We start from the raw sequence: 17381 nt of genomic DNA, 5'->3' as shown, positions 1-17381 counted from the left end.
AAACGGATTTTCGCGAAGGGACTTATGTCGGGAAGGGGGAGCAAATGGCGCACATGCTCCGCTGAACGTCGACCGCCCTTCGCATGGTCGCTGGCGTCGCCATCCCGGTGCGATATACCGATGGTCCGATTTTTCCGCGCGAAAGGTGGTTCCATGCCCGTGATGCTCGCTGCCCTGCTCCTGCTTCAGGCCGCTGCCGCGCCGTGCCCCGCCGTCGCGCCGCCACCGGTCGAACTGGCCGGATGGGCCACGCCGCGTCCGATCGATGCCGCCCGCGATACGGTGCTGACCCCCGGCGTCGCGGTTCGCGCGAAGCTGGTGGCGCAGTCGACGTTGCGCTTCGCCGTGCCGCCGCACAAGCCGGGGGATGCGGCGGCCCGGGGCGGCATCTTCCGTTTCGTCACGACGCAGCCGGGACGCTACCGCGTGGCGCTGGGCAGCGGTGCGTGGATCGATGTGGTCGATGGCGGCCGGGCGCTGGCGTCCGTCGGCCATGGTCACGGCCCGGCGTGCAGCGGCATCCGCAAGATGGTCGATTTCGACCTGCCCGCCGGGACGCATGTGGTGCAGATCGCGGGAAGCCGCGAGGCCGTGCTGACGATGATGGTGGTGCGCCTGCCCGGCTGAACGGACGGCGAATCGACCGTCCGTTGGAGGCGCGACCGGGAATCGAACCCGGGTGCAAGGATTTGCAGTCCTCTGCGTCACCACTCCGCCATCGCGCCTCGATACGGTGGGAGGCGGGCATTTGCGGGGCGCGCGGGCCGGTGTCAACCGTCCCGCTGCAAATTATACCCGGCCGCATCCTTGGCGTCGGCGCTTCGTCGCGATAGACAGCGGCTGGCGCGCGATGTGTGTTGCGCGGGTAAAACAGTTGTGCGACAGGATTGCACCATGACCGATTCGATGCAGACCCGACCCGATTTCGACGCGATGCGCCATGCGATGGTCGTCAGCCAGCTGCGCACCAGCGCGGTCAGCGACCCGCGCGTCATCGACGCCATGGCCGAAATTCCCCGCGAAGGCTTCGTGCCGGCTGCCCAGGTCGATGTCGCCTATCGCGACGCGCCGCTGCCGCTCGCCGGGGGGCGGGCGATCAATGCGCCGCTGATTACCGGACGGCTGCTGACCGCGGCCGGGATCCGGCCGACCGACCGCGTGCTGCTGGTCGGTGCGGCGATGGGCTATGCCGCGGCGGTGCTCGCCCGGCTGGCCGGTTCGGTCGTCGCGGTCGAGGAGGATGCGACGCTGGCCGCCGCCGCGCGCGATGCGATCGCCGATGCGACGGTGACGCTGGTCGAAGGGCCGCTCACCGCCGGCGCACCCGACGGTGCGCCCTATGACGTGATCATCATCGACGGCGCGGTCGAATCGGTGCCCGATGCGATCGTGCAGCAGCTCGCGCCGGGCGGGCGGTTGACCACCGGACTGGTCGATCGCGGCGTCACCCGGCTGGCGCTGGGCCGGCGGAGCGAGGGTGGCTTCGGCCTTGTCGATTTCGCCGATCTCGACTGCGTCGTGCTGCCGGGCTTCGCCCGGCCCAAGACATTCCAGTTCGCAAGGTAAGGGGCATATGCGGGGGGGCAAGTTCATCGGCGGGGTCGCGGTGCTGGCGTTGCTGGCCGGGCCGGCGCACGCGGAAACGCTGCGCGAGGCACTGGCGCGCGCCTATGCGACCAATCCGCAGCTGACCGGCGCGCGCGCCAACCAGCGTGCGAACGACGAAGCGGTGCCGCTGGCGCGGTCGCAGGGGCTGCCGCAGGTCACGACGCAAAGCTCGGTGATCGAGAACGTCATCACCCCGGCCAGCCGTGGCTTCACGCAGGCGCCGCGCTCGGGCACGGTCCAGCTGAACGTGTCGCAGTCGCTCTATGCCGGCGGTGCGGTCCGCAACAACGTGCGGGCGGCGGATGCGCGGGTCGATGCCGGCCGTGCCAACCTGCGCAGTACGGAGGCGAATGTCTTCACGCTGGTCGTCGCCGCCTATAACGACGTCATCCGCGACGAGGCGATCGTGCGGTTGAACCAGCAGAATCTGCGCGTGCTGGAGGTCAATCTCCAGGCGTCGAAGGACCGGTTCCAGGTCGGCGACCTGACCCGCACCGACGTCGCCCAGTCGGAGGCGCGACTGGCATCGGCGCAGGCGCAGTTGCGCAACGCCGAAGCCGCGCTGATCCGCAGCCGCGAGAATTACGTGGCGACGACCGGCGCACCCGCCGCGACGCTCGACGCGCCGCCGGCGCTGCCGAACCTGCCCGCCGATCCGAACGCCGCGGTTGGCGTGGCGGTGGCCAACAACCCGTCGCTGATCGCCGCACGCCGTACCAGCGATGCCGCCGGCTTCGACGTGCGCGTGGCGCGCGCCAGCCGGCTGCCGACGATCAACGCCATCGGCGGCGGCAGCTATACCAGTTTCCTCGGATCGGCGCAGTCGGTGCAGGGCACAGTGCTGCAACAGGACGGCGGACAGGCGCAGGTCGGCATGCAGGTGAGCCTGCCGCTGTGGCAGAGCGGCCGCCCGGGCGCGCAGATCCGCCGGGCACAGGCGCTGGAAGGGGCGGCGATCGAACAGGTCACGCAGGTCGAGCGCAGTGTCGTGTCCGACGCGCGATCGGCGTTCGCGGCGTGGCAGTCGGCGCTGCGCGTGATCCAGTCGTCGGAGGTGCAGGTCGCCGCCAACCGCCTGTCGCTGGAGGGTGTCCGCGCGGAGAACAGCGTCGGCACGCGCACGATCCTCGACATCCTGAACGCCGAACAGGAACTGCTCAATTCGCAGGTCCAGCTCGTCTCGGCGCGCCGCGACGCCTATGTCGCGGGCTTCGCGCTGCTGGCGGCGATGGGCCGGGCGGAGGCGCGCGATCTCGGGCTCGACGGCGGAGCGCTGTACGATCCGACGGTGAACTACAACCGCGTGCGCAACTCGGTGTGGGACTGGAAGGACGATCCGGCCCCGGTGCCGGTCGCGCCGAGCACGGTCAACAGCCCGGCACAGACCCCGGTCGTGACGCGCGAACTCGATCCGTCGCTGCAACGCAGCCCCAATCCCTACACCCCGACGCAGGGGCTGGACGCACCCAATCGACAGGGCGGCGCCCCACGGGCGACGCAAGGCGTTGACACGCCGCGCGCCAACCCCGAAGGCTAGGGGTTCGAGAGGCGCAAGACATGAGGGTTGCGATGGGGGATATCAGCAACGAATCGTCGATGGAGGACATCCTGTCCTCGATCAAGCGGATCATCGCCGAGGAGGGCGAGGGGTCGGCCCAGGCGTTGCGCGGACGCAAGTCGATTCGCACGGCGCAGGTCCGCGACCTCGACGACCGTGACGAGGTGCTCGAACTGAACCAGAGTGTCGCCGCCCCGCCGCCACCGCCACGGGTCGAGACGCTGCGGGCCGAGGCGCCCCGTGCCGAGGCCCCGCGCGCGCGTGCCCCCGAACCGCAGGACGAACCCGCGCCTGCCGCCGCAGCACCGGCCGCGACCGGCGATGCGTCGATCGTGTCGGACCGCGCCGCCGAAGCCAGCCGCGGCGCGCTCGACCAGCTGTCGCGGATGCTGGTGAAGCCCGAGACGCCCGGCAACGATTCGCTCGAAGGGCTGGTGCGCGAGCTGCTCCGCCCGATGCTGCGCGAGTGGCTGGATGCGAAACTGCCCGGCATCGTCGAGGCGATGGTATCGCGCGAGATCGCCCGGATCAGCGGGCGCGAATAACCCGCTCTCTTGCAACGCCGCCGCATCCGCGCCATGCGGCGGTGCATGAGCGAACTGCCCAAGACCTTCGACCCCGCCGCCATCGAGGCGCGCTGGTATGCCCATTGGGAACAGGAAGGGCTGTTCCGCCCCGAACGTCCCGGCGCGACGCCGTGGACGATCGTCAATCCGCCGCCCAACGTGACCGGCAACCTCCATATCGGCCACGCGCTCGACAACACGTTGCAGGACATCCTGGTGCGCCACGCCCGGTTGCAGGGCAAGGACGCGCGCTGGGTCGTCGGCACCGACCATGCCGGCATCGCGACGCAGATGGTCGTCGAGCGGCAGATGGCGAAGCACCAGCAGAAGCGCACCGACTTCACCCGCGACGATTTCGTGGCGAAGGTGTGGGAATGGAAGGCCGAGAGCGGCGGGCAGATCACCGGGCAGCTCCGCCGGCTGGGCTGTTCGATGGACTGGGCCAATGAACGCTTCACCATGGACGAGGGCTTTTCCGCCGCCGTCCTGAAGGTGTTCGTGCAGTTGCACCGCGAAGGGCTGCTCTATCGCGACAAGCGACTGGTGAACTGGGACCCCGGTCTCGGCACCGCGATCAGCGACCTCGAGGTCGAAACGCGTGAGATCCGGGGCAGCTTCTGGCGCCTGCGCTACCCGCTCGCCGACGGATCGGGGTCGATCGAGGTGGCGACGACGCGGCCCGAGACGATGCTGGCCGACATGGCAGTCGCGGTGCATCCCGACGACGCGCGCTACACCGCGCTGATCGGCAAGCAGGTGCGTTTGCCGATTACCGGGCGTCTGATCCCGATCGTGGCGGACGAACATGCCGACCCCGAACTGGGATCGGGCGCGGTCAAGATCACGCCCGGCCACGACTTCAACGATTTCGAGGTCGGCCGCCGCGCGGGAATCGAGGCGCGCGACATGCTGAACATGCTCGATGCCAAGGCGCGCATCGTGCAGACCGCCGACGGGCTGATCCCCGACGCCTTTCTCGGCCTGACGACCGCCGATGCGCGCAAGGCGGTCGTCGCGCGGCTGAAGGACGAAGGCGTCCTGATCCCGCATGTCGACAAGGACGGTGCCGAGCACGACGCCGAACCGCGTACCATCCAGACGCCGTTCGGCGACCGCTCGGGCGTGGTGATCGAGCCGTGGCTGACCGACCAATGGTATGTCGACGCCAGGACGCTGGCCCAGCCGGCGATCGAGGCGGTGCGGTCGGGCGCGGTCAGGATCGTGCCGAAGTCGTGGGAGAAGACGTACTTCAACTGGATGGAGAACATCCAGCCATGGTGCGTGTCGCGCCAGCTGTGGTGGGGGCATCGCATCCCGGCGTGGTTTGGACCAGCGAAAGACTTTGAAGCGGGCGTCGGCAATGCCGCCACATTTGTGGGTTTGGACAGCGCCGATATTCGCGAACAGGCTGCGGCGTTTTACGGCTTGCCCGCAGATCGTATTGTTCTGTCGGAGGATGGAGAGAACGCGGGTTTGCGGTGGTTGGATGAACCCGATCCTGCGGTAGTGCTGTGGCAAGACCCCGACGTGCTCGACACGTGGTTCTCCTCCGCGCTGTGGCCGTTCGCGACGCTTGGCTGGCCGGAAAACACCGATGCCACCCTCGGCGGGCGCTACAGCAACGACGTGCTGATTTCGGGCTTCGACATCCTGTTCTTCTGGGACGCGCGGATGTTGATGCAGGGCATCCATTTCATGAAGGAGGTGCCGTTCAGGACGCTGTACCTCCACGGCCTCGTGCGCGCCGCCGATGGCGCGAAGATGTCGAAGTCGAAGGGCAATACCGTCGATCCGCTGGGGCTGATCGATGCCTATGGCGCCGATGCGCTGCGCTTCTTCATGGCGGCGATGGAAAGCCAGGGCCGCGACATCAAGATGGATGAGAAGCGGGTCGAGGGCTATCGCAACTTCGCTACGAAGCTGTGGAACGCGACGCGCTTCGCGCAGGCCAACGGCATCGGCGCGTCGGCGACGCTGGAACCGCCAAGGGCCGAGCTGGCGGTAAACCGCTGGATCATCGCCGAGACGATCGAGACGGTGCAGGCGCTCGACCTCGCGCTGGCCGACCTGCGTTTCGACGGGGCGGCCAACACCATCTACCAGTTCACGTGGAGCCGGTTCTGCGACTGGTATCTCGAACTCATCAAGCCGGTGTTGCAGGGCGGCGCCGACGGTGGCGAGGAAACGCGCGCGGTCGCGGGCTGGGTGCTCGACCAGATCCTCGTCATGCTCCATCCGTTCATGCCGTTCATCACCGAGGAACTGTGGCATGCGTTGTCCGATCCCGCCCACCCCCGCGCGAACGACCTGATCGTCGCGCGCTGGCCGATGGCCGATGCCCGCGCGATCGATCCGGCGGCACGGGCGGAGATCGACTGGCTGATCCGGCTGGTCGGCGAAATCCGCGCGGCGCGGACCGAGCTGAACGTACCGCCGGGCGCGCGGCTGCCGCTGCACGTCCGCGACCAGTCCGCCGCGACGACCGGGCGGCTGGCGCGGCAGGGCGCGGTGCTCGCCCGGCTGGCGCGGATCGATGCGGCGGACGGAGACGCGCCGACGGGCGGTGCGCTCCAGATCGTGGTGGACGAGGCGACCTTCGTCCTGCCGCTGGGCGACGTCATCGATCTCGATGCGGAGCGCGCGCGCCTGACCAAGGCGATCGCGGCGGCGGAGAAGGAGCGCGATGCCCTGGCCGGGCGGCTGGGCAATGCGAGCTTCGTCGAGCGTGCGAAGCCCGAGGCGGTCGATAAGGCGCGCGCCGACCATGGCGACAAGATGGCCGAGGCGGCACGGCTGCACGCGGCACTCGGGCGGTTGGGGTAGCTTCCAGCGGGACGTCGGTCCGGCTATCCCGCAACCGCGCGATGGAATCGAGCGGGCTCGGTCGATCATCGAGGTGTCTGATCCATCCATATGGAACCGTCACCCCGGCGAAGGCCGGGTCTTCTTCGGCTCCTGCCGCGCGCTGTCACCGGGAAATCCCGGCGTTCGCCGGGATGTCGGCCGGTTCAACAGGGATGGATCGAACGCCAGCGGATGGGGTCCCGGCCATCCTCTCCGGCACCCGCGGCAATCCTGCGATACGCCGGTGCTGCCCGCCCGCCGGCTACCCGGTACGGGAAGTCTCTTGCGATGCGGCGTCGCCCGATCGCCCGGTAGCAGGCGTCAGGGCCGACAGGCTGCGTGCAAGGTCGGCGCTGCGGAACGGCTTGGTCAGATGCGGGATCGCGGCCTCGATCCCCGCCGCTTCGGCATAGCCCGACACGATCAGGCTGCGCAGCGCCGGCCGCTCCTCGCGAAGCAGGCGGACCAGTTCGGCGCCGGTCATGCCGGGCATCAGATGGTCGGTGACCAGCATGTCGGGGGCCAGCCCGCCGCGGATCAGCGCCAGCGCATCCTCCGCCGATGGGGATTCCACGACCTCGTATCCGATATCGCTCAGCATGTGCGCGGTGCTCATGCGCACCAGATCCTCGTCATCGACGACCAGCACGACCCCGCGGCCGCCCGGCGCCGCTTCGTGGTCGACCGGCGCCGGATCGGCTTCCGTCACGGTGCTGCCGACCGGCAGCCACAGGGCCATGGTCGTGCCGTGTCCGGGCTGGCTGTCGATCTTCAGCGCGCCGCCCAGCTGCCCGGCAAGGCCGTGGACCATCGACAGGCCCAGCCCGGTGCCCTTGCCGATGCCCTTGGTCGAAAAGAACGGCTCGATCGCGCGCCGCCGTGTCTCCTCGTCCATCCCCTTGCCGGTGTCCGACACCGACAGGCGGACATAATGACCGCGCGCGAGGTTCGCCGTCGTCGTCCGCTGGCTCTCGCGCGATGCCGCGATCGTCAGCGTACCGCCGCCGTCCATCGCATCGCGCGCATTCACCGCCAGGTTCAGCAGCGCCATCTCCAGCTGGTTCGGGTCGGCCAGCGCGGGCGGCAGGTCGTCGGCCAGACGTACCTGCAACTCGATCGTCGGGCCGACCGTCGACCCGACCAGGTCGACCATGCCGCCGACCAGTTCGCGCAGGTCGACCGCCACCGCCTGAAGCGGCTGGCGTCGGGCGAAGGCCAGCAGCCGCTGCACCAGCGTCTTGGCGCGCTCGGCCGATTGCAGGGCGCCGTCGATCAGACGCTGGTCGCGCTCGCTGCCCAGCGCCTTGCGGTGGAGCATGTCGAGCGATCCGATGATCGGCGTCAGCAGGTTGTTGAAGTCATGCGCCACGCCGCCGGTCAGGCTGCCCATCGCCTCCATCTTCTGGCTCTGGCGCAACGCTTCCTGCGCCGCCTCCAGCTCGGCCTCGCGCGCCTTCATGTGGCTCAGGTCGCGACCGACCGCGATGAAATTGTGACCGTCGGGCTCGGGCGCGACGATCCATTCGATCGGTTTCCAGCCGCCGTCTCGCATGGCGATGCGGTTCTCGAAGCGCGTCGGCCCGGCGGTCGCGGCCATGCGCGCGATCGCTTCCAGCGTCGGCGGGGCGTCCTCGGGATGCATGAAGCTGGCATAGCCGCGCGACAACAGCTCGTCTTCGGTCCAGCCGAGGACCCATTCCCATGCCGGGCTGACGGCCGACATCATGCCGGTGAAGTCGGCGCGCGCCAGCATGTCCTGCGACAGGTTCCACAACCGGTCGCGCTCCGCCGACTTCGCGGCGACCAGCGCTTCCAGCGTCTCGTTCATCTCCTGCAACCGCAATTCGGCGTTGCGCCGCGCCGTGATGTCGCTGAACAGCGCCGCGACCCGGCGCTGTTCCGGCCTGCCGACGCGAAAGGCGTGGACATCCCACCAGCGGCCAAGCGCTGCCGAACCCTGTTCGACGCGGCCTGCGATGCCGGTCGTCGCGACGGCACCGTAGAAATCGAACCAGTGCTGTTCGTGATCGGGGACGATTTCGCGCACCCGACGTCCGGCGGGATCGAACCCCGCCTGGGTCTCGAACGCGGGATTGGCTTCGACGAATCGATAATCGACCGGGTTTCCGTTGGAGTCGAGGATCATCTCGATGATGCAGAAGCCGACCTCGAGATTTTCGAACAGCGTCCGGTAGCGTGCCTCGCTCTCCTGCAGCGCGAGCAGCCGGGCGCGCGCCTCGTACTGGCGCCGCCGGGCGCGGATCGCCGATCGGGCGAGGCTGACCAGCGTCGTCGGGTGAAACGGCCGTTCGAGGAAGGTGACGTTGCCCAGCACATCCAGATGGCGCGCCGCCGCCGGATTGCGTTCCAGCCCGCCGCCCCGACTGGTCAGCAGGATGATCGGCAGGTCGGACCATTCTTCCTGTACGGCGATCCAGTCGGAAAAGGGGGCGAGGTCGGCGGTCGCGATCGCTTCCTCGGTCATCACCACCAGCCCGGCGCCGTGATCGAGTTCACCGATCAGGGCGGCGAGGGCCGGGCACGCCGCCGCTTCCAGCCCCGCTTCGGCTAGGATTCCCGTCGCGATCGCGGCATCGCGCCCGATCGGCGCGAGGACCAGCGCACGTTCCGACACCGTCCGTTGCTTCACGCGTGCTCGCCGTCCAGCAGGTCGCCGTTGCCGTGCAGCACGGGCACGCCGCGCAGCACCCCCTGAAACTTCGTCAGGGGCTCGCCCAGCGTGATGCCGTCGCTGCTGATGCGGTATTCGCGGATGGTGTTCTCGTGCGGACCGGTCCGCTTCTTGACGATCGAGATCGCACGCCGGACCCGGCCCAGCGCCTCGAAATAGCGCAGCAGGATGACGGTGTCGGCAAGGTAGGTGACGTCGACCGGCGTCTTCATGTCGCCGACCAGCCCGTGCTGTGCGACGGTCAGGAACGTCGTCGCCCCCTGCCGGTTCAGATATTGCAGGACTTCGTGCAGGTGCAGGACCAGCGCCTGTTCGCCCGGCATCGCCGCCTGATAGCCGTTGAGGCTGTCGATCACCACGGTCCGCGCGCCATGTTCCTCGACGCACCGCCGCACCCGCGACGAGAACTCGCCCGGCGACAATTCGGCGGCATCGACCTGTTCGAGGATCAGCGCGCCGCTGTCGAGCATCCCTTGCAAGTCGATGCCGAAGCTTCTGGCCCGCTGGATCAGCAGGCCGACCTCTTCATCGAACACGAACATCGCCGCGCGCTCGCCGCGGGCCACCGCGGTCTGGACGAAGGTCAGCGCGATCGAACTCTTGCCGGTGCCGGCCGGGCCCAGCACCAGCACGCTCGACCCGCGTTCGATCCCGCCGCCCAACAGCGCGTTGAATTCGGGCGAATCGGTGGTCATCAGATAGCGGTCGAACTCGCGCCGATGCTCCGCGGAGATCAGCCGGGGGTATACGCATACCCCGCCGGTCTCGATCGTCGCGTCGTGGAATCCGCCGCGGAACCGCCGCCCGCGATACTTGACCACGCGCACCCGCCGTCGCTCGGCGCCATATTCGGGCGCGAGTTCCTCCAGCCGGATCACGCCGTGCGCGACCGAATGGACGGTCTTGTCGTTGACGTCGGTGGTCAGGTCGTCGAGCATCAGGACGGTGGCGTTGCTTTTGGCGAAATAATGCTTGAGCGCCAGGATCTGCCGCCGGTAGCGCAGCGAGCTTTGCGCGAGCAGCCGGATTTCGGACAGGCTGTCGAGGACCACGCGGTCGGGCTGCACGCGCTCGAACACCTCGAAGACCCGCCTGGTCGTCTCGCCGAGTTCAAGGTCGGACGAGTATAACAGGCTCTGCTGCTGGTCCTCGTCGAACAGGTTTTCGGGCGGGATGAGTTCGTACACCTCGATCCCGCTCAGGTCCCAGCCATGCGAGGTCGCCGATGCGCGCAGTTCGTCCTCGGTTTCGGACAGGGTCACGTACAGGCAGCGCTCGCCCGCCGCGGCGCCGGTCATCAGGAACTGCATCGCGATCGTCGTCTTGCCGGTGCCGGGGCTCCCCTCCAGCAGGAAACTGCGCGCGCGATCGAAGCCGCCGCCCAGGACGTCGTCGAGGCCGGCTATGCCCGTCGCTGCATCCTTCGAAATCGTCACCGGCAACTCCTGACTGCGCCACTCATCCATCCTGCACAGCCTATGCCACAATCCGCCGGCAATAGTCATTGCGACAGATCAACCGCGGACGTACCCGGCTACAGCAGTCGATCGAGCGTGATCGGCAGGTCGCGGACGCGTTTGCCGGTGGCGCTATAGACCGCGTTGGCGACCGCCGCGGCGACCCCGGTGATGCCGATCTCGCCGATGCCGTGCGCGCCCATCGGGGCATGCGGATCGGCGATGTCGGTCCAGATCACGTCGATCTCCGGCACGTCGAGATGCACCGGAACGTGATATTCGGCGAGGCTGGGGTTCATGATCCGGCCGCTGCGTTCGTCGAACTGCGTTTCCTCCATCAACGCCATGCCCAGCCCCATGATGATGCCGCCACGGAACTGGCTGGTCGCGGTCACGGGGTTGAGGATGCGGCCGCAGTCGAACGCGCCGAGGAAGCGGCTGACGCGGACCTCGCCGGTCACGCTGTTCACCCGCACCTCGCAGAACAGTGCGCTGCGCGAATGCATCGACCAGTGCATGAATTCGAACGGCATCGACCCGGCCTTCGTCACGCTCACGCTGTCGCGCTGCGCACGGGCGAGGATCGAGGCGTAGCTCTCGCGCCGCGCCGGATCGTCGAGCTTGGCCAGCCCGCCGCCGTCGCTGCCGACCTCGTCCACCGACAGTCCGGCGAGCGGGGAATCGTTGCCGGCCAGCTTCAGCAGCGTCGCGACCAGTTCGCCATGCGCGGCGATGACCGCCGCGCCGATCGCCGCGGTCTGTTGCGAGCCGCCGGCCATGATCGCGCCGGGAATGTCGCTGTCGCCATAGCCGACCTCGATCCGATCGATCGGCAGGCCAAGGCGTTCGGCGGCGACGATCGCGGTGGTGGTCGACGTGCCCATGCCCATCTCCGCCGCCGCGACCTCGACCTTCGCACGCACGTCGTCGCCGTCGCGGACCAGCGTCAACCGCGCCTTGGCGCCCGGCATCCGGTAATAGGGATAGGTACCGGTGGCACAGCCCATGCCGATGCGCCATTCGCCCTCGGTTCGGGTGCCCGGCGTCGCGGGGCGGGCGTCCCAGCCGAACCGCGCCGCGCCATCGCGCCATGCCTTGACGATGTGCCGCGAGGAGAAGGGCAGGCCGCTGGTCGGGTCCCGGTCCGGTTCGTTTCGGATGCGCAGTTCGACCGGGTCGATGCCCAGATCGACCGCCAGCTCGTCGATCGCCGATTCCAGCGCGAACGTGCCGACCGCTTCGCCCGGCGCGCGCATGAAGGTGTTGGCGAGCATGTTCATCCGCGCCACCTCCACCTGCAACAGGATGTTGGGCACGGCATAGGCGCTGCGGGTGCCGAGGATGAACGGTTCTGGCATGTTGTTGTGCGGCGTCATCACCGACAGGCCGGTATGGACCAGCGCCTCGAACGTCCCGTCGGCATCGGCGCCGATCGCCACGCGCTGTTCGGTCAGCGTCCGCCCGCCGACGGTGCGGTACATGCCCTCACGCGACAGGGCGATGCGGACCGGCCGGCCAGCGAGGCGCGATGCAGCGGCGGCGATCACCTGATGGTCCCAAAGCCCCTTGCAGCCGAACCCGCCACCGACATAGGGCGAGGTCAGCCGCACCTGTCCGGGCTTCAGCCCGAACACGTCGGCCATGGTCTGCGCCTGCTGCGTCACCATCTGGCTGGCGTCGTGGATCACCAGCGTGTCGCCGACCCATGCCAGCGTCGCGGCGTGCGGCTCGATCGGATTGTGGTTGTGGCGCGGCGTGCGATAGCGCTGGTCGACGCGGTGTGCCGCCCTGGCCAACGCCCCCTCCGCATCGCCGATCGCGTTGCGCAGCGGCTGTCCCATGAACAGCCCCTGTTCCAGCCCGTTGCCCTTCGCGCCCGCCAGATCGGTGGTCGACGGCTCCTCGGCATAGGTCACTCCCAGCAGCGCGGCGGCATGATCGGCCTGTTCCTGCGTCCCGGCGAGGACGCAGGCGATCGGCTGTCCGTTCCAGTGGACGCGGTCGTCCTGAAAGATCGGCAGGTCGGCCGGCCCGACCGCATTGGCCGACGATCCGAACACCGGGGGCGTCGCCATGCGTGGCGCGTTCCGGTGCGTCATGACCAGCACCACGCCCGGCGCGGCCTCCGCCGGACCCGTGTCGATCGCCGTGATCCGCCCGCGCGCGATCGTCGAATAGGCAAGCGCCGCATAGACCATGTCGTCGAAGCGATGCTCCGCCGCGAACGCCGCGCCGCCGGTGACCTTCAACGCGCCGTCCAGCCGCGACACCGGCTTGCCGATCAGCCCGTGCTTGCGCGCGATCAGCGGGTCGGGCCTGCCGCCCGGCATCCAGCTGTCGGGGGCGAGCGGGACGACCCTTTGCAAGGCGCCCAGCATCAGCCCCTGCATCTTCTGCCTCGCGGAATCGACGATGCTCATGCCGCTTCTCCGGTGGTGAGGGCGCCCAGCACGGCGACGAGGGTCCGCGTGGCGAGGGCAGGCTTGAAGCCGTTGTCGCGCAGGGGCCGAGCATCGGCGAATTCGGCGGTGGCGGCGGCGTGGAACGCTTCCGGCGTCGCCGGACCGCCGCGGAGCGCCGCCTCGGCGATCGATGCGCGCCATGGCTTGGGTGCGACGCCGCCGAACGCGATCCGGACGTCGCCGATACGGTCGCCGTCCATCTCGATCGCCGCCGCGACCGAGACCAGCGCAAAGGCATAGCTCGCCCGGTCGCGTACCTTGCGATAGGTCGAACGCGCACCGAAGCGCAGCGGCGGCAGCTCGACGGCGGTGACGAGGTCGCCGGGCGCCAGCACCGTGTCGCGATCGGGGCGGTCGCCGGGCAGGCGGTGCAGGTCGCCGAACGGCAGCGTCCGGCGGCCCGGCGGACCATCGACATGGACGATCGCCTCCAGCGCGCTCAGCGCCACGCACATGTCGGACGGATGGGTCGCGACGCAGGCATCGGACGTGCCTAGCACCGCGTGTATGCGATTGAACCCGCCCATCGCATCGCAGCCCGATCCCGGCACGCGCTTGTTGCAGCGCGACCCCTCCACATCGTAGAAATAGGTACAGCGCGTCCGCTGGAGCAGGTTGCCGCCGACGGTCGCCATGTTGCGGATCTGTGCCGACGCCCCGGCAAGGATCGCGCGGGCCAGCACCGGATAGCGTGACCGTACCAGCGGATGTTCGGCCAGCGCGGTGTTGCGCACGGCGGCCCCGATCATCAGTCCGCCGTCGCCGGTTTCGGTGATCGTCGCGGGCAGGCTGCTGACATCGACCAGCGTGTCGGGCTGCGCGATCCGCTCGCGCATCAGGTCGACGATATTGGTCCCGCCGCCGAGATACGCCGCCCCCTTCGCTGTGCCCATGCGCACCGCTTCGGCCGGGTCGGCGGCGCGGGCATAGTCGAACGGGGTCATGCCGCCACCTCCGCGGTGAGGGTCGCGCGGATCGCGTCGATGATCCCGTTATGCGCGCCGCAGCGGCACAGGTTGCCGCTCATCCGTTCCTGGATTTCCTCGCGGGTCAGGGTGACGCCGGCGGACAGGTCGTGGCTCACGACGCTGGGCACGCCGCGCCGCGCCTCCGCCGCCATGCCGATCGCCGAACATATCTGTCCGGGCGTGCAATAGCCGCACTGGAAACCGTCATGCTCGATGAACGCGCTCTGCAACGGATGCAGCGCGTCGCCGTCGGCCAGCCCCTCGATCGTCGTGATGCTCCGGCCGTCATATTGCACCGCCAGCGCGAGGCAGGACAGGATGCGCTCGCCTTCGACCAGCACCGTACAGGCGCCGCAGGCACCCTGGTTGCAGCCCTTCTTGGTACCGGTCAGGTGCAGCCCCTCGCGCAGATGGTCCAGTAGCGAGACGCGGGGATCGTCGGGGATTGCCACTTCGATTCCGTTGACGATCAGCGACATGGCAAACCCTCCGATGGCAGCGATGCGCGAAGAGAACAGCTTGCGATGCGGGCGTCCACCATATTCGGATATGGTCCGAGTTCGGCCTACCCGCGATACCGCGCCTCCGCCAGATCGAGTTCGCGCACCAGTTTCCTCGCGGTCTCGCTGCCGATCGTCCGGCTGCGGATCAGCCGGCTCAGCTCGTCGCGTTCGGCCTTCACCCCGATCAGGCGGAGTTCGGCCGACAGCCGTTCCTGCGTGCGCAGCGCATCGGGCGCCCCCCCGGCCAGCCCGTCGATCCGCTCGCGATAAACGTCCATCACCCGCGCACCGGCGGCGATATACAGGTCGGGATCATCATGCGCTTCGGCCAGCGCATGCTGCTGCCGCTCGATCGCGCGCACCGCCGCCCGGGCGGTCGTGATGCGCGCGGCATCCTCCTGCGCCTGGTGCGAGGGCTCGGCGGGCAGCGTCAGCCCTTTCAGCAGTACCGGCAGCGCGAACGTCGCGAGCAGCAGCGACACGATGATGACCCCCGCCGCGAGGAAGATGGCAAGGTCGCGCGCGGGAAACGGGCTACCGTCGGTCAGCGTCAACGGCAGCGTCAGCACACCCGCCAGCGTGATCGCCCCGCGTACCCCGGCGAACGACGTCGTCGCCACCAGCCGCCAGTCGGGGCTGCGCAGCGCGCCCGGCGGCGCCTTGCGCAGGATGGTCAGCCGAAGCGACACCCACACCCAGCAGAAGCGCAGCAGCGCGAGGCCGGCGACGATCGCGAGGATATAGACCGCCAGCCACCATGGCGAGGCATGGCCGGTCAGCGCCACCGTATCCTTAGCCCCCTCGATGATCGCGGGCAGTTGTTCGCCCAGCAGGACGAAGATGATGCCGTTCAGCGCGAACTGCACCATGTCCCACACCGAATTGCGGCGCATCCGCGTGGCGGCCATCGTCTGCCGCGAAATCTCGACATAGGTCATCGTCACGCCCGCGCCGACCGCGGCAAGGATGCCGGAGGCGTGGAAATGCTCGGCCAGCAGATAGGAGCCGAACGGGATCAGCAGGCTGACGAGGATCTGCGATCCGCTGTCCTCGCCGAAGCGGCGGGTCACCCAAGCCTTGGCGCGCGACACGACGATGGTCAGCACGACGCCGATCGCGAGGCCCGCGCCCGCGACCCACAGGAAATTGACCGCGGCGGCGGTGGCGGAAAAGGTGCCGGTCAGCGCGGCGGCGATGGCGAAGCGCAGGCAGACGAGGCCCGATGCGTCGTTCAGCAGCGATTCCCCTTCGAGGATGTGCATCATCCGCTTCGGGATCGGCACGCGCGCCGCGATGGCCGATACCGCGATCGGATCGGTCGGCGACACGACCGCCGCCAGCGCGATCGCCACCGCCAGCGGCATGGCGGGGATCATCCAGTGGATGAAGAACCCCATGCCGACGACGGTCAGCAGCACCAGCCCCAGCGCCAGTTCGACGACGGTCGACAGATCCTTGAACAACTCGTCCTTGGGGATGCGCCACCCGTCGAGGAACAGCAGGGGCGGCAGGAACAGGAACAGGAACAGTTCGGGATCGAGTTCTACCCGGTGTTCGGTCGACAGGCCGATGACCCCGCCGAGCGCGATCTGGACCAGCGGGGTCGGAACCGACCAGGGGAGCATTCGGGCAACGGCGCCGCTGACGACGACCGCCAGCAGCAGGAACAGACTGATCGATACGACTTCCAAACATCCTCTCCCGCGATCCTGCCGGGGGTGTAGAGGGTCGTCGTCGCACGCCGCAACCCGTATCGACCGGCTATTCCCCGGTCGGCGCGGGCAACGCGTCCTCCGCGACGATCGCGATCGCCGCGCCGCCGCGGCGCAGCTGTTCCGCCCGGCGATACTCGGCATGGGCATGGACGAACCGGCCGAAGGGCTGTGCGTTGCTGATGACCAGCATGGTCGATGTAGCACCGACGGCGGCCATGATCCGCGCGCCCTGCGCCGCGAGGCGGCAGGCGAGCGGGCCGTCCCTCGGTGCGCCGAGGATCGCGATCCGGTGTCCTTTCAGCGGTCCTTCGGCCGCGGGTCGCGGTGCCGGTATCTTGGGCGTCGGCGGCGGGTTCAGCCATTCGGCCAGCGACACGCCGGTATGAGCCATCGCGCGCACCACCACCAGCCCGGCGGTGCGGGCATCGCTTAGCGCATCGTGGTGGCGGTGACGGATATTCAACGAGCGGCTGAGGGTGTTCAGCTTGTGATTGGGCAGTTCGGGCCAGGCGCGGCGCGCGACGCGGACGCTGTCGAGCCAGTTCGCCTCGATCGCGGGCAGGCCGTGCCGATGACATGCCGCCGCCAGTGCGCCCTTGTCGAACGACGAATGCGCGACGGTCGTCCGGCTCGACAGATGGCCGCCGACGATCGCATGCACGTCGGCGAAGGTCGGCTTGCCGGCGACGTGTTCGCTGGCGATGCCGTGGATACGCGTGTTGAACGGCGAGAAGTCGTCGCACGGATCGAGCAGCGTGTCGTAGGCGAAGACTTCCACGCCGTCGCGAAAGCCGACGATGCCGATCTGGCAGATGCTGCTGACGCGCGAGCAGGCGGTTTCGACATCGATCGCCACGAAATCGACCGGTGTCGCGTGCGGGGCGGCATGAAACGGGGGACGGGGGCTCACCGGCGCGGCCTAGCACAATCCCTTCCCCGGCGAAAAGAATGCGACAATGATAAGAATAGGTCGCAATAGCATTGACTCTGCGACTAGGTCGCAATAGC

The 17381-nt window shown here is 68.8% G+C and carries 12 protein-coding genes and 1 tRNA gene; 5 read left to right on the top strand and 8 right to left on the bottom strand.

The annotated features are described in order from the left end of the window. Positions 1-153 precede the first annotated feature (153 nt). Positions 154-627, top strand: a complete 474-nt coding sequence (locus QLH51_RS12465; protein ID WP_206429126.1) for a hypothetical protein — start codon at positions 154-156, stop codon at positions 625-627. Positions 628-651: 24 nt separating this feature from the next. Here the strand turns inward: QLH51_RS12465 and QLH51_RS12460 are convergent. Beyond that, a tRNA-Cys gene (locus tag QLH51_RS12460) sits at positions 652-725 on the bottom strand. A 169-nt stretch (positions 726-894) separates the two neighbouring features. Here QLH51_RS12460 and QLH51_RS12455 point away from each other — a divergent pair. From QLH51_RS12455 to QLH51_RS12440, 4 genes are read left to right on the top strand one after another with little or no spacing between them, the layout of a single operon-like run. Then, entirely contained in the window at positions 895-1566 is a 672-nt protein-coding gene (locus QLH51_RS12455; protein ID WP_125659693.1) for a protein-L-isoaspartate O-methyltransferase family protein, read from the top strand. Between the two features lie 7 nt (positions 1567-1573). After that, positions 1574-3145 carry a TolC family outer membrane protein gene (locus QLH51_RS12450; RefSeq protein ID WP_125659696.1) on the top strand — a complete coding sequence of 524 codons (1572 nt, stop codon included), beginning with the start codon at positions 1574-1576 and terminating at the stop codon, positions 3143-3145. Between the two features lie 32 nt (positions 3146-3177). Then, positions 3178-3711 (top strand): DUF2497 domain-containing protein, encoded by a 534-nt coding sequence (locus QLH51_RS12445; RefSeq protein WP_125659785.1) that lies wholly within the window; start codon positions 3178-3180, stop codon positions 3709-3711. Between the two features lie 45 nt (positions 3712-3756). Further along, a complete protein-coding gene (locus QLH51_RS12440; RefSeq protein ID WP_125659699.1) occupies positions 3757-6555 on the top strand; it encodes a valine--tRNA ligase in 2799 nt (932 codons plus the stop codon). A 283-nt stretch (positions 6556-6838) separates the two neighbouring features. On the opposite strand, the gene QLH51_RS12435 is transcribed toward QLH51_RS12440, so the two are convergent. The 7 genes from QLH51_RS12435 to QLH51_RS12405 all read right to left on the bottom strand — a co-directional run bounded on the left by QLH51_RS12435 (position 6839) and on the right by QLH51_RS12405 (position 17283). Further along, a complete protein-coding gene (locus QLH51_RS12435) occupies positions 6839-9226 on the bottom strand; it encodes an ATP-binding protein (protein ID WP_206429128.1) in 2388 nt (795 codons plus the stop codon). Beyond that, complete coding sequence (locus tag QLH51_RS12430) at positions 9223-10704, bottom strand: ATPase domain-containing protein (protein WP_206429129.1); 1482 nt, start codon at positions 10702-10704, stop codon at positions 9223-9225. The genes QLH51_RS12435 and QLH51_RS12430 overlap by 4 nt, the downstream gene beginning before the upstream one ends. A 98-nt stretch (positions 10705-10802) precedes the next feature. Further along, the gene (locus QLH51_RS12425) at positions 10803-13145 is read right to left on the bottom strand and encodes a xanthine dehydrogenase family protein molybdopterin-binding subunit (protein WP_125659705.1); all 2343 of its coding nucleotides are present in this window, start codon (positions 13143-13145) and stop codon (positions 10803-10805) included. Continuing rightward, the gene (locus QLH51_RS12420) at positions 13142-14131 is read right to left on the bottom strand and encodes an FAD binding domain-containing protein (protein WP_125659708.1); all 990 of its coding nucleotides are present in this window, start codon (positions 14129-14131) and stop codon (positions 13142-13144) included. Before QLH51_RS12420 ends, QLH51_RS12425 begins: the two co-directional genes overlap by 4 nt. Then, entirely contained in the window at positions 14128-14634 is a 507-nt protein-coding gene (locus QLH51_RS12415; RefSeq protein WP_125659711.1) for a 2Fe-2S iron-sulfur cluster-binding protein, read from the bottom strand. The genes QLH51_RS12420 and QLH51_RS12415 overlap by 4 nt, the downstream gene beginning before the upstream one ends. 86 nt (positions 14635-14720) lie before the next feature. Then, positions 14721-16349, bottom strand: coding sequence for a Na+/H+ antiporter (locus QLH51_RS12410; protein ID WP_206429130.1), 1629 nt, complete (start codon positions 16347-16349; stop codon positions 14721-14723). 70 nt (positions 16350-16419) lie between these two features. Continuing rightward, entirely contained in the window at positions 16420-17283 is an 864-nt protein-coding gene (locus QLH51_RS12405; RefSeq protein WP_125659714.1) for a 3'-5' exonuclease, read from the bottom strand. Positions 17284-17381 lie beyond the last annotated feature (98 nt).

It is taken from the genome of Sphingomonas sp. 2R-10 (assembly GCF_030062225.1).
Classification (GTDB): domain Bacteria; phylum Pseudomonadota; class Alphaproteobacteria; order Sphingomonadales; family Sphingomonadaceae; genus Sphingomonas.
The sequence above is the reverse complement of the archived record's forward strand: the minus strand, read 5'-3'. Positions and strand labels throughout refer to the sequence as shown.

Bases quoted from the DNA above. Each gene is read 5' to 3' on its own strand.
- QLH51_RS12465 (WP_206429126.1), top strand. From the start codon at position 154: ATGCCCGTGATGCTCGCTGCCCTGCTCCTGCTTCAGGCCGCTGCCGCG.
- QLH51_RS12450 (WP_125659696.1), top strand. From the start codon at position 1,574: ATGCGGGGGGGCAAGTTCATCGGCGGGGTCGCGGTGCTGGCGTTGCTG.
- QLH51_RS12415 (WP_125659711.1), bottom strand. From the start codon at position 14,634: ATGTCGCTGATCGTCAACGGAATCGAAGTGGCAATCCCCGACGATCCC.
- QLH51_RS12440 (WP_125659699.1), top strand. From the start codon at position 3,757: ATGAGCGAACTGCCCAAGACCTTCGACCCCGCCGCCATCGAGGCGCGC.
- QLH51_RS12445 (WP_125659785.1), top strand. From the start codon at position 3,178: ATGGGGGATATCAGCAACGAATCGTCGATGGAGGACATCCTGTCCTCG.
- QLH51_RS12455 (WP_125659693.1), top strand. From the start codon at position 895: ATGACCGATTCGATGCAGACCCGACCCGATTTCGACGCGATGCGCCAT.
- QLH51_RS12425 (WP_125659705.1), bottom strand. From the start codon at position 13,145: ATGAGCATCGTCGATTCCGCGAGGCAGAAGATGCAGGGGCTGATGCTG.
- QLH51_RS12420 (WP_125659708.1), bottom strand. From the start codon at position 14,131: ATGACCCCGTTCGACTATGCCCGCGCCGCCGACCCGGCCGAAGCGGTG.